At 70.5% G+C, this 14,726-nt stretch carries 13 protein-coding genes; 3 read left to right on the plus strand and 10 right to left on the minus strand.

The features are described from left to right. The first annotated feature begins 18 nt into the window (after positions 1–18). Complete coding sequence (locus R5W23_RS13485) at positions 19–864, plus strand: DUF1559 family PulG-like putative transporter (RefSeq protein WP_320686759.1); 846 nt, start codon at positions 19–21, stop codon at positions 862–864. 44 nt (positions 865–908) lie between these two features. On the opposite strand, the gene R5W23_RS13490 is transcribed toward R5W23_RS13485, so the two are convergent. The 7 genes from R5W23_RS13490 to R5W23_RS32640 all read right to left on the minus strand — a co-directional run bounded on the left by R5W23_RS13490 (position 909) and on the right by R5W23_RS32640 (position 9,648). After that, positions 909–1,289, minus strand: coding sequence for a response regulator (locus tag R5W23_RS13490; RefSeq protein ID WP_261185342.1), 381 nt, complete (start codon positions 1,287–1,289; stop codon positions 909–911). A 49-nt stretch (positions 1,290–1,338) separates the two neighbouring features. Beyond that, entirely contained in the window at positions 1,339–4,875 is a 3,537-nt protein-coding gene (locus tag R5W23_RS13495; RefSeq protein WP_320686760.1) for a PAS domain S-box protein, read from the minus strand. 168 nt (positions 4,876–5,043) lie between these two features. Beyond that, positions 5,044–7,023, minus strand: coding sequence for a helix-hairpin-helix domain-containing protein (locus R5W23_RS13500; RefSeq protein WP_320686761.1), 1,980 nt, complete (start codon positions 7,021–7,023; stop codon positions 5,044–5,046). Beyond that, complete coding sequence (locus R5W23_RS13505; RefSeq protein ID WP_320686762.1) at positions 7,020–7,772, minus strand: PP2C family serine/threonine-protein phosphatase; 753 nt, start codon at positions 7,770–7,772, stop codon at positions 7,020–7,022. Before R5W23_RS13505 ends, R5W23_RS13500 begins: the two co-directional genes overlap by 4 nt. Next, positions 7,769–8,518, minus strand: coding sequence for a vWA domain-containing protein (locus R5W23_RS13510; protein ID WP_320686763.1), 750 nt, complete (start codon positions 8,516–8,518; stop codon positions 7,769–7,771). The genes R5W23_RS13505 and R5W23_RS13510 overlap by 4 nt, the downstream gene beginning before the upstream one ends. Before the next feature lie 112 nt (positions 8,519–8,630). Beyond that, positions 8,631–9,119: a hypothetical protein gene (locus R5W23_RS13515; RefSeq protein ID WP_320686764.1), complete on the minus strand. Its 489-nt coding sequence runs from the start codon at positions 9,117–9,119 to the stop codon at positions 8,631–8,633. Positions 9,120–9,462: 343 nt separating this feature from the next. After that, positions 9,463–9,648, minus strand: a complete 186-nt coding sequence (locus tag R5W23_RS32640) for a hypothetical protein (RefSeq protein WP_407936125.1) — start codon at positions 9,646–9,648, stop codon at positions 9,463–9,465. Positions 9,649–10,691: 1,043 nt separating this feature from the next. On the opposite strand from R5W23_RS32640, the gene R5W23_RS13520 reads away from it, so the two are divergent. Together R5W23_RS13520 and R5W23_RS13525 are read left to right on the plus strand one after the other, a co-directional pair. Further along, positions 10,692–11,171, plus strand: a complete 480-nt coding sequence (locus R5W23_RS13520; protein ID WP_320686765.1) for a PDDEXK family nuclease — start codon at positions 10,692–10,694, stop codon at positions 11,169–11,171. 144 nt (positions 11,172–11,315) lie between these two features. Beyond that, positions 11,316–11,768: a hypothetical protein gene (locus R5W23_RS13525; RefSeq protein WP_320686766.1), complete on the plus strand. Its 453-nt coding sequence runs from the start codon at positions 11,316–11,318 to the stop codon at positions 11,766–11,768. 15 nt (positions 11,769–11,783) lie between these two features. On the opposite strand, the gene R5W23_RS13530 is transcribed toward R5W23_RS13525, so the two are convergent. From R5W23_RS13530 to R5W23_RS13540, 3 genes are all read right to left on the minus strand, one after another. Further along, positions 11,784–11,909 (minus strand): hypothetical protein, encoded by a 126-nt coding sequence (locus R5W23_RS13530; protein ID WP_320686767.1) that lies wholly within the window; start codon positions 11,907–11,909, stop codon positions 11,784–11,786. Positions 11,910–12,144: 235 nt separating this feature from the next. Beyond that, on the minus strand, positions 12,145–13,347 hold the full coding sequence (locus R5W23_RS13535; RefSeq protein ID WP_320686768.1) for an outer membrane protein assembly factor BamB family protein: 1,203 nt from the start codon (positions 13,345–13,347) through the stop codon (positions 12,145–12,147). Then, entirely contained in the window at positions 13,344–14,537 is a 1,194-nt protein-coding gene (locus R5W23_RS13540; RefSeq protein ID WP_320686769.1) for a hypothetical protein, read from the minus strand. The genes R5W23_RS13535 and R5W23_RS13540 overlap by 4 nt, the downstream gene beginning before the upstream one ends. Between the last annotated feature and the right edge of the window lie 189 nt (positions 14,538–14,726).

Genomic DNA, 14,726 nt, shown 5'->3' on the forward strand with positions numbered 1-14,726 from the left:
CCCCGCGAGGGCCGCGACGTGTCACGCCGTCGGGTGTTAGTGGCTGTCGCGGCCCTGTGCGTACTGGCGTGCGCCGGGTTGCTGTTCCCGGCCGTTCAGAAGGTGCGGGAAGCAGCGGCGCGGATGACCTGCCAGAGCCATTTCAAGCAGTTGGCGCTCGCGCTCCACATGTGCGCCGATTCGGCCGGCGGGTCGTTTCCGCAAGGCACGCGTACTGACGCCAGCCTTCCACCCGAACGGCGGTGGAGTTGGTACCTCGCGGTGCTGGCGCAGTGGAGCGACCTCGACGAACCCGGCGTCGTTAGACGAAGCGATCCGACTTGTGGGCCGGGCGATCCGCGAAACGGAGCTGCCGTCAGCGCCCGGTTCCGCCACCTCATTTGCCCATCATCTGGTGAGTACGTGCGTGATGAAAACGGCGAGCACTGGAAGTCGCCGACCCCGCTCACGCACTACGTCGGCGTTGCGGGTGTTGGCGCCGATGCGGCCGAACTGCCTCCGGAGCACCCACGAGCGGGCGTGTTCGGCTACGACCGGCGCACCTCGCTGAAGGACGGTTTCCCCGACGGCACCTCCAACACGCTGCTCCTCATCGAGACCGCGAACGAGCCCGGGCACTGGGCCTTCGGCGGGCGGGCGACCGTGCGCGCGTTCGAGCCCAGAGCGGCGCCATACATCGGCCCCGGGCGGCCGTTCGGCGGGCTGCACAACGGCGGCCCGGTGTTGACCGGCGAGCGGCTGCACACCTGCACCGCGGCGCTGGCCGACGGGTCGGTGCGGTCGCTCACCCGCGCGACGGCGCCCGAGGTGCTGGAGGCGCTCGCCACCGCTGGCGGGAAGGAAGAGCTGCCCGCCGCGTGGTGACGGCGAACGGCCCCGCGTCCCCCACGGACGCACCGTCGTGCGTGTCAGCGTCCGGCGGGGCTGGCGAGCAGCTCCCCGACGAGGCTCAGGAGCGCGGCCGGCTCGAACGGCTTGGACAGCACCGCCGCCGCCCCGGCCGCCCGCGCCGCCGCGGGGAACGCGCTCCCCCCGCGCAGCGACTCGCCTGTCATGGCGACCACCACCGCCGCGGGATCCAGGGCGCGCAACTGCCGGATCGTCTCCAGGCCGTCGAGCACGGGCATGAACTGGTCGCAGATGACCACATCGGTCGCGCCCCGCGTGTACGCCTGGACCCCGGCCCGCCCGTTCGGCGCCTCCGCCACCTGGTGCCCGCTCTCTTCGAGCACCCAGCGCAACAGGAACAGCACCTGCGGGTCGTCGTCGATCAAAAGAACGTGAGCCACCGTCGCGCCTTTCCAAATTGAACGAGCTTGGTCTCCCACCGGCCGTGCGTCACCCGTCGAGCACCGCGCGGACCTTGCGGGCCAGCGCCGCGGCCGTGAACGGCTTCTGGAGGAACGCCACCTCGGCCGACCGCACCCCGTGCCGCACGACCGCGTCGTCGGTGTACCCCGACACGTACAGCACCCGGAGCCCGGGCCGCGACCACTGGAGCGCCTCGGCCAGTTGCCGCCCGCCCATCCCCGGCATCACCACGTCGGTGACCAGCAGCGGGAGCGGCCCGCGGTGGGCCGCGGCCGTCTGGAGGGCTTCGCCCGCGCCGGGCGCTTCGAGCACCGTGTACCCGCGCTCGCGCAGCACCTCGCGGGCCAGCGCCCGCACCTCCGCGTCGTCTTCGACCAGCAGAACCGTTTCCGTGCCGTCCGGGACCGCCGGCAGCGGCGCCGCGACGCCCGAAGACCCCGGGCCGCCGCCGGCGGCCGGGAAGTACACCCGGAACGTGGTTCCGCGGCCGACGGCGGAGTCCACTTCGATGCGCCCGCCCGCCTGCTCGACCACGCCGTGAACCACGGCGAGCCCCAGCCCGGTGCCCCGGCCCGCCCCCTTGGTGGTGAAGAACGGCTCGAACAGCCGCGACTTCACCTCGTCGGACATCCCGCACCCCGTGTCGGTCACGGACAGCAGCACGTGTCGCGCCCCGTCCCGCTCGACGTTGCGGGTCTCGACGGTGAGCCGGCCGCCGGTGGGCATCGCGTCGCGGGCGTTCACCACCAGGTTCATCAGCACCTGTTCCGCCTGCCCGGGGTCGGCCACCACCTGCGCCAGGTCCGGGGCCGCCACCGTCGCCAGCTCGATGTCCTCGCCGATCAGCCGGCGCAGCAGCCGCTCGGCCTCGGCCACCACCACGTTGAGCGACAGCGGGCGCGGCTGGATCACCTCCTGGCGGCTGAACGCGAGCAGCTGCCGGGTGAGCCCGGCGGCCCGCTCGCCGGCCTTAACGATCTCGTTGATCAGGGTCCGGTCCCGCCCGGCCAGCCGGTCGCCGAGCATCCCGCCGAACCCCAGGATCACGGTGAGCAGGTTGTTGAAGTCGTGCGCCACCCCGCCCGCCAGCTGCCCCACCGCCTCCATCTTCTGGGACTGGAGGAGCTGGGCCTCCAACTGCTTGAGCGGGCTCACGTCGGTCTGGATCGCGACGAAGTGGGTCAGGGCGCCCGCCTCGTCGCGGACCGGGGCCACCGTCAGCGCGTTCCAGAACGGCTTGCCGTCCTTGCGGTAGTTGAGCAACTCGACCAGCGCGGGCCGCCCGTCCCGCAGCGCCGCGCGGACGGCCGCCACCGCGCTCGGGTCGGTGCCCTTGCCCTGAAGGAACCGGCAGTTGCGGCCCAGCGCCTCGGCGGCGGGGTAGCCGGTGATCCGCTCGAACCCGGGGTTCACGTACACCAGGGGGTGGTCCGGCCGGGTGGCGTCGGCGATCGCGACGCCCTGGGGGAACGCCGCCAGGGCCCGGTCGCGGAGCCGCATCCCCTCCTCGGCGCGGCGCCGCTCGACGAACTGGGCGATCAGGTCCGCGGCGCCCCCCAGGGCGTCGCGCGCCGGGGCGCCGAGCGGGGCGCGGGTGAACATGGCGAGCACCCCGATCAGCCGCCCCTCGACCAGCAGCGGGTGCCCGGCGAACCCGACCAGCCCGGCGCCCCGCACCCGCTCCGGCTCGCCCGTGAGCGGGTCGTCGGCGACCGCGTTGGTCCAGTACGGCTTCCGCTCCTCCGCGATGCGCCCGACCAGCAACCGGCCGACCGCGATCCGGGAGTACGGGCCGTCGGTGGACGCGGTCAGCCCGGCGCTGGCCCGCAGCTCCAGCACCGCGCCGTCTTCGGGCAGGACCCACACGCGCACCAGCGCCGCGCCGAGCTCGTCGGCCACGGCCGCGCAGCACGCCCGCAGCACCTCCGGCTTGTCGCCCCCGCGGGCCACCGCCGCGGCCACCCCGGCCCGCATCGCCGCGGCCCGCTCGCGCTCGGCCCGGCGGGCCTCGGCCCGGTTCCGCTCGGTCACGTCCCGGTTCACGCTCAGCACGGCCGGGCGGCCGTCGAACTCCACCACCGACGCGTTCACCTCCAGCTCCAGGCGCGCCCCGTCGCGGCGGAACTGGACCGTCTCGAACTGGTACACCTCGCGCCCGTCGGTCGCCGCCGCGACGTGCGCGAGCCCCCCCGCGGGGTCCGCCGACAGGTCGGCCAGCGACCGCCCGACGAACTCCTCGCGGGACAGGCCGTACACCCGGCACGCGGCGGGGTTCACGTCGAGCACCCGCTCGCCGTCCGGGTCGAACACCAGGACCGGGTCGTGCGCGTGCTCGAACAGGGTGCGGTAGTACCGCTCGGACCGGGCCACCGCCTCGGCCGCCCGGCGCGACGCGGTCACGTCCCGGACGATGCTGGTGAAGAACGTCTCCCCGCCCGCCTCCCACGCGGTGACCGTCAGCTCGGCCGGAAACTCGGTCCCGTCCCGGCGGAGCGCGTCCACCGCCACCACCCGCCCGACCACCGACGACGGCTGCCCGGACCGGTACTCGGCGAGCCGCCCGGCGTGCGCCGCCCGGTACCGGGCCGGGATGATCCGGGTGATGTCCGAGCCCGCGGCGGCGTCGGCCGGGCACCCGAACACGCGCTCGGCGCCGCGGTTCCACCCGACCACGAGCCCGTGCCGGTCGGTGGTGATGATCGCGTCCGTCGCGGACTCCACCACCGACCGCAGCCGCTCCTCGCTCGCCCGCAGCTCCAGCTCGGCCTGCTTCCGCGCGGTGATGTCGCGGGACGTGATGACGATCCCGTCCCCGAGCGGCACCACCTGGTGCTGGAGCCACACCGCCGCGCCCTCCGGCGTCTGAAACGGGAACTCCTCTTCGAGCGGCTCCCGGGTGACCACCACCCGGGCGTACCGGTCACAGAACCCGCCGGTGCGGTTGACGGGGAGCATCTCGCACAGCCGCTGCCCGACGGTTTCGGCGCGGGTCCGCGCCACCAGGTGTTCGCCGGCCGGGTTCAGGTCGTCGAACGTGAAGTCCGTAATCAGCCCGTCGGGCCGGCGGACGGCGGTCAGGAAGAACACGGCGTCGAGGCTGCCGTTCATCGCCGCCCGGAACCGCTCCTCGCTGGCCCGCAGCTCGGCCTCGACCCGGCGCCGCTCGGCCACCTCGCGCTCCAGCTCCTCCGGGGAGCGCATCGCGAACGCCTTCGGGATCACCGGCAGCAGCGACAGTACGGTGGTCCACGACACCACGGCGGTGGCGAGCTTGACGAGCCCGGCCAGCCGGTACGCGGGCCACCAGAAGATGATGGCCTCGATCAGGTGCGTGGTGCCGCACAGGAGGATGAACGCGCTGAACAGCCAGAACAGGTTGCGGAACGGGACGTCCTTGCGGCGCCGCGCGAACAGCACCAGGGCGATCGGGATGGCCAGGTACGCGGACCACACGCCCAGGTCGGACAGGATGTGCAGCCAGCCCAGCGGCGCGTCCCAGTTCCCGCACCGCCACCGGGCCGGGAAGTCGGACGTGTCGAACAGGGAGAGCCAAAAGTGTTGCATGCCGTGCGGGTCCCGGTCAGACACAGTTCTGGGTTCCAACTCTATAACATGGCTGCGACAGGCCAAGCCGGTTGGCCGGTTTCCGGGCGCGGCACCTCCGCTGTGGTTGAAATGTTGTTGCGGGGCGACAACGCCCCGGCGCGCGGGGCGCTATTTTGAGGCGGGCCGTCAGCGGGCGCCGACGGCCCGGAAGTTGGCTCGCGCCTGATCGAACGCCGCGACCGCCCGGGCCAGGCCGGGCGCCAACTTCTCGACCGCCTGCCGGCAGGCCGGGGCGAGCGCCCCGAGTTCGCCGAGCCGCCGCTCCAGCTCGGCCAGGGCCTGCTGCTGCCGCGCGCGGTACTTCACGACCAGGGCTTGCTGCTCGGCCGGGGACGTGGCGCCCCGCGGGTCGAACCGGAACGCCCGCAGCACCTCGTTCTTCCAGGCCATAACGTTGTTCGTCAGGGCGTCGCCGAACCCTTTGATCCCGCGCACCCGGTCCCACTCCACGTCGGCCGCCGTCACGATCCCGGCGGCGGCCAGGGTTTGCTTGCGCCCCGCCCCGATCTTCGGGATTTCCGCGTCCGCGAGCGGGTGGAGCTGGAGGTGCCGGCGGAGCGCCGCCGCTTCCGCGTGCGCGGCCAGTTGCCGCACCTCCTCTTGGTACTGCGACGCCAGGGCGCGGCACTCGTCGACGAGGCGCCGGACGCGGCGGTCACTGTCCGCGTGGTCGCGCTGGTACGCGCGGACCCGCCGGCGCCACTTGTCTTCGAGGTCGGCGAGGTCGTCGCTCGCGTGCCGGTACGCCGCGCGGCGGCGGCGGTACTCCTGCCGCCACGGCGACCGCGCGACCAGCACCGCCAGCCACCCGCCGAACGCCAGCGCCCCCAGAAGGGCGATAACGCAGATGAACCCGCGGACCAGCCCCAGCGGCATCGCCAGGGCGCACAGTGCCGCCGCGCCGCCGACGATCCACGTCACGTTCCGGTGCTCGTCGAGCCCCTCCGGTAGCGGGTCCGGCTCGGGCGCGGCCGGCGGGGCGAACCGGGCGCGGTCGCAGCGGAACTCGGCCGGCCGGGTGCGGCCCAGCCGCTCCAGCACGTCCCGCAACTTCTCCTCATCGACCTCGAAGGTGCCCGAAGTGCCGCCGGCGCCGAAGAAGTACTCCGGGCCGCCCCGGGCCGCCAGCCGGCACCACACGCACCCGCCAGCGGCCCCGCGCCAGTACCGGTGCCCCGGGTCGGCCGCGCAGAAGACGGATTCCTGTTCGAGGGCCTGGAGTGCGGGCACCCACTCGGCGGCGCGGGGGCGCCCCCCGGCCTCGCTCCCGCGCTCGAACGCCCGGCAGAACAGGGTCCCGAGGTCGGGCGGGATGTCGGCGAAGGTCGGCGTGTGCGGCGGCGGCGCCATTCCCCAGGTCTGCGCGCGCGGCCCCTGGGCGAACTTGAACCCGGCGATCAGCTCCTCGAACGACGGGTCGCCCGGCCCGGTGTACACCCCGGCGTAGGGGTGCCGGCCGACGAACAGGAGCTGGTAGATCAGCACCGCCAGCCCGAACCGGTCGTGGTTCTCGGTCCGCACCAGCCCGCGCAGGTGCTGCCCCTGCAACTCCGGCGGGGTGTAGTGCGGGGTGCCCACGTCGCACAGGTACGACTTGCCGCCGGCCCGCACCTGGAACGAATCGCAGTCGATCAGCCCGACGCGGGCGTCCGGCAGCACCAGCGCGTTGCTCTGGTTCACGTCGCACACCAGGCACCCGGCCTTGTGCACCTCGTCGAACGCGGCGGCCAGGTTCCGCGCGGCGGCGACCTGAAAGGTCCAGCCGGCGCGCGGGAACGCCTTGAGCCGCATGACCGGGTTGTAGAGCTGCTGGACCGGGTGGCCGTTCGACACGCGCGGCATGACGAACCCGGCCGCGGCGCGGGTCCGGGCGTCGAACAGCACCGCGGTCGGCCACGCGGTCATCTGCTTGAGCGCCGGGCTGACGAGCGCGACCATTGCGGCCAGCTTCTCGCCCCGCTGCGGGTCGCCCGGTTTGAGGTACACTTTCGCGACCTGGGCGGGGTCGTTGGGGAGAGCGAACACGGCCCCCTCGCCGCCCGACGCGAGGTGCGCGGCGAGCGGGAACGGGCGCCCCTGGGCGTCGATCAGTGCGGGTGGGGTCATGGGCGGCGGGCGGCTAGTACGAGCGTCTTGTCGTCGTCGGTACGCTCGTTCACACGGGGGGAGTTGAGGAACTGACGCAACGGCTCGAACAGGGCTTCGGTGTCGGGCTCGGTCCGGAGCCGCCGGAACAGCGGTGTGAAGAATCCGGCGTGCGGGGCGCGGGCGGCGAAATCCAGTGCCAGGCGCTGGAGCCCGTCCGTCAGTGCGGCGAGTTCGGTCACCCGGTCCGCGACCACCTCGGTCCGGATCGCGCCGGCGAACCCGTCGTCGGTCAGGAAGTCGGTGGCGTTGGCGTACTCCGCCGGTTCGGGCCAGAACACGACGCGGTACCCGTCGCCCGCCCCGCACACGATCGCCCCGTCGCCGAGCTGCGCGAACGCCGCGGTCTCCGGGCCGACCAGTGCCAGGAGGGCCGTCGAGGCCAGTTCCCGCGGCGGCACCCCCAGGGCGTCGGCCCGGGCCAGTACGGTTGAGCGGACGGCAGCAAACAGATCGACGAGCGCCGCCGGCGCGCACAGGTCGGCGGGCGCCGCCCGCGTCACGAGGCGCACGAACTCGTCGCACACCAGTTCGGCCCCCACGTCGGACCGGGATGCGCTGCCCGCGCCGTCGGCCACGGCCGCGAGCAGCCAGTCGCCGCCCGGACCGTAGGAGCAGACCCGGAACGCATCCTGACAGGGAACGCTCCGGGCCGTGTGGGAGGTGCCGGGGACGCTTTCGCCGAGGGTCCGCCAAATCGGGTCGGTCACAGGCTGGCCCACCCAGCCGGCGGCGCCAGTTTGACCTGCTCCTCCTGGCCCGGGTTGGAGTGGGACACGCTCCGCTGCGACTGCGACAGCCAGAGGAACATCTCTTTGAAGCTGTACCCCTTGAGGTGCAACGGGTGGCGAACGGAGATCTGCTTCAGCCGGTCCATGTTCGCCCCCTCCACGCCCACGGCGAAGAACGCGAACTGCTTCTTTTCTTCCCCCTCGCGCACGCGGGCCGCCGCGGCCTCCCACGCGTCGGTGGGCTCGCCGTCGGTGATCAAGAAGATCCACGGGCGGTAGAAGTGGAGCCCGTTCTGCCGGTACTCGCGCTTCCGCTCGGTGACCGCGTCGATCGCTTTCAGGATCGCCGCGCCCATCGGCGTTTCGCCGTTCGCGGTCAGAACGGGCGGGGTGAACTGCGATGTCGTTACGAACGGGGTGACGGTCCGGACCGTGTCGCCGAACGTGACGACGGACACCTCGACGCGCTGGGCCGCGAGCGGGTCGTTGGTCACGTCCGTCTGGTACGCGCGCAGGCCCTCGTTGACCAAATCGATGCGGGTCGTGCCGCCGGAAACGACCCGGTACGTCTTCCCGTCAACCTGGGCGGTGCGTCCCAGGTCGCGGCCGGTGCCGCTCACCACTTCCGCCATCGACCCGGAGGTGTCGATGAGCAGCACGCACGGGCACCGTGGCTCCGGGTTGGTCGCCAGGGCGACATCACTGAACGGGATTTGTTCGGCCACGAGCGACCCCCGAACGGCTCTTGAGCGGTGTTTGCCTCGGACGAGTATATTCACACGTCGCCGCGGCGGGCAGTCGCGGGCGGTCGGCGGTCCGTCACGGTTCTGCCGGCCGTCAGGGCCGGACCACCTTGGCCGCGTTCGCCCGGGCGAACGCGGCCGCGAAGTCGGTGTTGGCGAACCAGAACGTGTGTACGCTCCCGTGCCACCCCTCGTACACGACCGCGATGGGCAACCCGCAGCACCGCGCCGAGGCCAGCGCCCGCGCCCGTTTGGTGGCCCGCCGCTGCCGCTGAACCGCGGCCGCGTGAAGGTTCTGGTACCACCGCACCCCGCCGATGAGTAACCCGAGCCCGATGACTAGCATCCCGACGGTCATGACGGCTACGGTCGCGCGGTTGCGGAGCTCGCCCGGTGCGAACACCCCAGGCAAGCCGCACATCATTCCCGAGAGGGTGAGCAGCACCCCGCTACCGACGCCGAGCCCCAACACAAGGTTGGCCGGCCCGGCGTTGACCGCCCGGGCCCGTTCGTGCGCTTCGGCGTGACCGAGGCAGGCGTCGCAGTACGGTACGTCCCACCAGCGCTCGTTGGCCCGGACCACGCGTTGCCCTGTAAAGCGAGTGAAAACGGCTCGGTAGTTTTGGTCCGGGGGGCCGAGGCAGCACGCACACTGCTGGGGCCAGGTTAGAAGCCGCGCCGACACGCTCACCCGCACGCCCATCATCCGCTCCGTATCGCCTCGTGCAACGGTGCGAATTAGACCTCACCAGCCGGGCCGCGCCAAGCGAAATGACGCCCGGCCGGGTGCCAGACCTGGACGGGCCGACGCCGCGCGTTCGATCAGACTCAAAGGGTTTTGACGCCGAGAGGCGGTTGATCGAGTGCGATGGCCCGGCCGACGGGGTGCGATCTCGTCCGAAGGTCCGAACCGGGTCGGCCGCCGGTCACTCTTTCAGTTTCCAGACTTTCGCGGTCTTGTCGGCCGAGCCGGTGACGAGCCGCCGACCGTCCGGGCCGAACGCCAGCGCCCGTTTGGTGGCCCGCCGCCGCTGCTGAATCGCGGCTGCGTGATGGCGACGGAACGAGTGTGTCGCCCCACTCGCCGTCGTTGCCCGATGGTGGCTAGCGATTCAAACGGGAGTTGCAGCCCCAGTCGTCAAACGGGTTCAACAGTCGGCGTATTCCGGCCCGTCCTTGTCCCCGGCGTAGATGCCGCCGTCGTTGAGGTAGACGTACATCCTTCTCCGGTCATCGGTCGATACGAACACGTCACCGCCGGGAATCAGTCGGTAGACGCGACCTTGCGCGCTTCCGAAATACTGGTTCGGCGGCCGACAAGCCGCCTTTTTTCGCGGCCCGCAATGATGAGATATTGACGAGCCGTCTGGGCGCACGGTGGCCGCGCACAATCGCTGTTAGCGTATTCGTTTGCGCGCCGTGCAAACGAATACGGGCGCGCTCGCGAGCTCGGGAGACGTGAAAGTGACGTGCGGGTATTGAGTTCGGCCGGAGGCGCGGGTACAGTGCGACTGGTGTTAGTTTGCGCGGGGCGCAATGAGCAGGTTCTCATCAGCGCAAACCAATCCTCGGTTCGGCAAGGGAAGGTTGAGCCCGGGCGTGGAAGGGCTACGTTCCTCGCACGGACCCGTTACCCTTATTGCGCATCTTGTGAAGGCGGCGGGCGGGCGGTAACGGCATCCCGGCGAACGAGTTCGGTCCCGGCGTGCGTGGCGCGGGGGCGTTTCAGGTCCCGTGTTGGTGTGCGGAGCCTCGCACACTAAACACTGTTCGGCAACCAGAGGGCTTGCGGGTGGCGACTAACGAACCTCCTAACCTGACACAGAGGCCACTCGCAGAGCACGTGAACACAGAATCGCTCCGCGCCTCGGCGCTCAAGGCGGCAACGCTTCTGGCTCATTTGCCCGATCTTCGTGTTTGGATAGTTCACTGCAAAGAGCCTTCGTACAAAGACAACTCTTGGTTCATAGGGTTCGCCGCGAAGACCGAGGATGAGCCACTCATCCTGAACATACGGATTAGACCCTCAAACCTCGTTATCGAATTCCGGTATCCCCAGTACTTGCCCCTTGGTGTTCTGGACACGCTCAAGTGGACAAGTGCAAGCTGAGCATACACGGACTACAATAAACGTGGGGAAGTAGGCGTCGTTGAGATGATTCGGGCTTACTTGGTAGGTCTTCTGCCGGATTATCGGCATGGTAAAGTTAAGGCGGGAGGAAAGTCGGTCGCCGAGAAGCTTGTTCGCCGTCATTTGCAACTGATCTTCCCTGACATCACAATCACGTCCAACCATCGACCGGCACAACTGCGGTCCCGAAAGGGACGGCCGCTGGAATTCGATTTGTGGTTGCCAGACTTCAAACTGGCCATTGAGGTACAAGGGCCACAGCACTTCCGGGAAGTGTACGGCGACAATACCGCGCTGGTGGCCAATGACCAACACAAGCGCGAGTGGTGCGCCGCCAACGAGGTTAAGCTGGTTTGGCTGAATTGGGAGGGTGCCACCGCGAGCCTGTTCCGGCTGCCGGAGGCGCAGCAACGTCAACATTTGGCCGAGTTGCTGGGTGTATTCCTTGCTAGCGGCCATACGTTTTTGAGTTGGGAGAGCGTCAGTTCTCATGAGTTAGCGTGAGGATCAAGAACGGCCCGCCGAACCCGGCGCTGCACCGGACCCGGCCACGTAGTTCGATTCCCGGCGCTCACCGCGCGTCTCTTTCGGTTGCGGGTGTCACGGCCGGGCCGGTGAGCTTGTTGTTCGGCAAGAGAGGCGCAAGCGGTGCGAGACCTCACGGGCCGGAAGTGCGCCGGCCTAGTGGCCCGCGAGTTCTGGCTCGGTGAGCGTTGCGTCAGTCGCGCTTGCTACGTCTTCCTGTCGCTCAGCGATGGCACGTCGGTGGGGTGGTGGTTCAACGACGGCCCCGAGGTGTGGGAGTCGGAGCTCATCGACGTGGTTCCATTGCCGGGCACCGACGAAGAGTTCACCGTCGAGGGCACGCGGTGGCGTTACCCGCACATCGATCTGGCCTCGCAGCTTGGCGTTCGCGGGCGGCCACTGTCGCAGTGGGTCGCCCGGTCCGCGGGGCCGGTGCCGGAGGCCCGGTTGGAGTTCGCCGACGGGTCTGCGGTCGTGTTCGGCTACGACTGTCGCTCGGACTCGGACTGGGTGCAGGTCACGGCGCGGCAAACACCCGAGGCCGAACCCGGCGCTGCACCGGACACCGCCGGCTGATTCGGGACGCATCGCTCATCCGGTGATGGCGGTGCAGGCGAGCTGATTGTTGGTTGGGTCGGTAACGGATGAACCCCGGTGGCTTTCCGCTTCTGGGTCGCGGCGAACCAGCTCGGCGACGGCCTCGTCGAAGGTGAGCACGGCTTCCGCTCCGGAACGCCTCAAGCGATCACACCACCGTCGATTCCGCTGGAGAAGTCGATTTCGGGGAAGTTGATGCGGCCCCGTTCGGACTCCCCTTTGCTGGCTCCGCACTCGTTCCGTGCCTCTCCGAGCCGATCTTCGTCTCGAAAGCCCTGTGTCATGAGGCCGGGCGCGGGTGACCCGCCGGTTGAAACAGGTGTAGCAACCGGCGGGTCACACGCGCTCGCTCACCCTACTTCCCGATGGCGTAGAGCGCCTTGTCGGTGCGGATGAAGATCCGCCCGCCCGCGATCGCCGGCGTGCCCAGCGTCTCGCCCGGCAGGTCGTTGGTCGCCAGCACCTCGAACCCGTCCGCCTTGGCGTCGAGCACCGCGCACGAGCCGGTCTCGTTCAGGACGTACACCTTCCCGTCGGCCGCAACCGGGGACGCCGAGAACGCGCCCTTCAGCCGCTCCTTGTACAGCGTCTTCCCGGTCTTCGTTTCGGCGCACGACACCAGCCCCTGACCGGTCACCGCGTACACCCGCCCCATGTACACCAGCGGCGACGGCATCCCGGACTGAACGTCCTTCGAGGTCCAGGCCGGCTTCTCCGCCACGCCCTGCGCGCCGAGCTTGAACGCGCTCACCCCGCCGGTCGGCAGGTACAGCGTGTCGCCGTCGAGGGTGCCGGTCGGGATCGACCCCTTCGACGCCTTCGACGACCAGCGCTTGTCGCCGCTCGCCGCGTCGTAGGCGGTCAGGCCGCTCGGGCCGTCGAACAGCACCTCGGTGGTGGTCCCGACGGCGCGCGTGATGGGGGTCGTCCAGTTGCTGTCCCGCGGGCGCTCGGCCTTCCAGACGTTCTTGCCGTACTTCGTGTCCACCGCCGCGAGGAACGATTCGCCCGCGTTGTCCATCGGCACGATCAGCTTGTCCCCCACCAGGATCGGCGAGGCCGCCATGCCGATCTGGTTCGTGATCGTCGGGTAGTCGCCGACCAGCGAGCGGTACCAGCGCAGGGTGCCGTCGGCGTCGAACGCGGCCAGGTCGCCGGTGGCGAACAGCGCGTACACGCCGTCCGCGTCGGCCACCGGGGTGTTGGCGGCCATGCACGACTTCGGGTGCGCCGCCGTCCCGCCGGTCGCTTGCAACTGGCGGTGCCAGAGCTGCTTGCCGGTGCCCGCGTCGAAGCACAGGACGTGGAGCCGGTCGTCCCGGACCCCGGAGCTACAGGTGACGTACACCCGCCCCGCAACCACCACGGGCGACGACACCCCGCGGGCCGGGAGCTTCGCCTGCCACGCGACGCCCTTGTCCTTGCCCCACTCCGCCGGGAGCCCCTTCTCGGTCGAAACGCCGGTCGCGTTCGGCCCCTTGAACTGGGACCAGTCGGCCGCCGCCAGCGCGGGCGCGAGGGCGGACGCGAGCGCAAAAGTTAGAAGGTAACGGGTCACTTCTTCTCCTCCTTCTTTTCGCCGCCTTCGGGGACGAAGCCGAGCTTGATCGTCCGCTCCCGGCCGTCGGTGGTCACCTTCTGCTCCAGCGGGAGCGGTCCGCCGGTCGGGTCGCACACGCGCACCTGGAACGCCCAGGTTTGTGCCCACTGCTCCGTCTGGTTGTTCTGGCACACCTTCAGGGTGAGCACGTTCTCGCCCTTCCGCAGCGTCCCCTTGCCGACGTGCGAGTCGAACGGGGCGCCGTGGTGGTACTCCTCGTGCGCGCACAAGAGCTTCCCGTTCAGGAAGATCTGGGTCGCGGTGGCGCAGGTCGCCCGGATCTCGCACGGGGTCTCGGCGCCGGCCACGACGACGGCCTGCGCGTAAGCGACCGCGTCCTTGTGCTTCCCGAGCAGGGTGTTCAGGTCGAACGTGCCGTACTTGTCCCGCGTGTCGGCGGGCTGCCACTTGACCTCCGCGCCGCCCTTGCCGGGGAACTTACCGCTCGCGTCCCGGGCGCCCTCCGGCGGGTACGCGACCGCGAACCCTTTTCCGCCGGTGCTGTCGAACGGGCCGACCAGCGCCACGTGCGTCACGAACCCGAAGTGCTCGGTGACGCTCACCTTGCCGCCCGCGTCCGCGATCTTCTTGGCCAGCAGGTCCACCTGATCCTTGTCGCGCGCGTGGGCGAACAACTTTTCCAGATTGGCCTTGAGGGACGGCTTCGCGGCCTTTTCCAGAATGGCGAGTTCGTTGGCGACGGCGTCGCGCCGGAGGTCGGGCGACTTGTCGTTGAGGAAGCCGGGCAGCAGCCGGGCCTTCACAGTCTCGTCTTGCGCCGCGAGCAACTCGTAGGCCGCGCGCCGGGCGGTCGCGGCGTTCTTGGTGTCCGTGACGAACGCTTCGAGCTTGTCCGCCGGGAGCTTGCGGCCGGCGGCGTGCTCGCCTTCCGCGATGGCGTCCACGGCGGTGCGGAGCCAGTTGGTGACCGCGACGTTGTCGTCGTCGAAGGCGCCGAGTGCGAGGAAGAGCGCCGGGCCGCCCTGGCTCACGAGGGTCTTCCACGCCGGGCCGGCGTCCTCATTCCCTTTCCCTTCCTTCCCGACGGCCCGGAGCGACTTGAGCGCCCGCGCCGTGTCCTCGTCGGCGCGGGCCGCCGCCGGGGCGAGGCCCAGCGCGACGGCCGCGATACAGATCCAGAGTCGCATGAATTCGTCTCCCGAACGGGAACGCAGAACGAGACTACTGTCGCGGGTCCGAAGGGCCGGGTCAAGGCGCTGGGTGCGGACGCGCCCCCGTCAGCAGATCGCGTGCCCCGGCCGGTGTCGCTCCCGGCTCATCGCAGCCCGGGCGCCGTGCCATCAGATAGATGGGGGCGCTGTTGCTGCCGGCCCCTG

The sequence above is a fragment of the Gemmata algarum genome (assembly GCF_034097035.1).
GTDB lineage: Bacteria > Planctomycetota > Planctomycetia > Gemmatales > Gemmataceae > Gemmata > Gemmata algarum.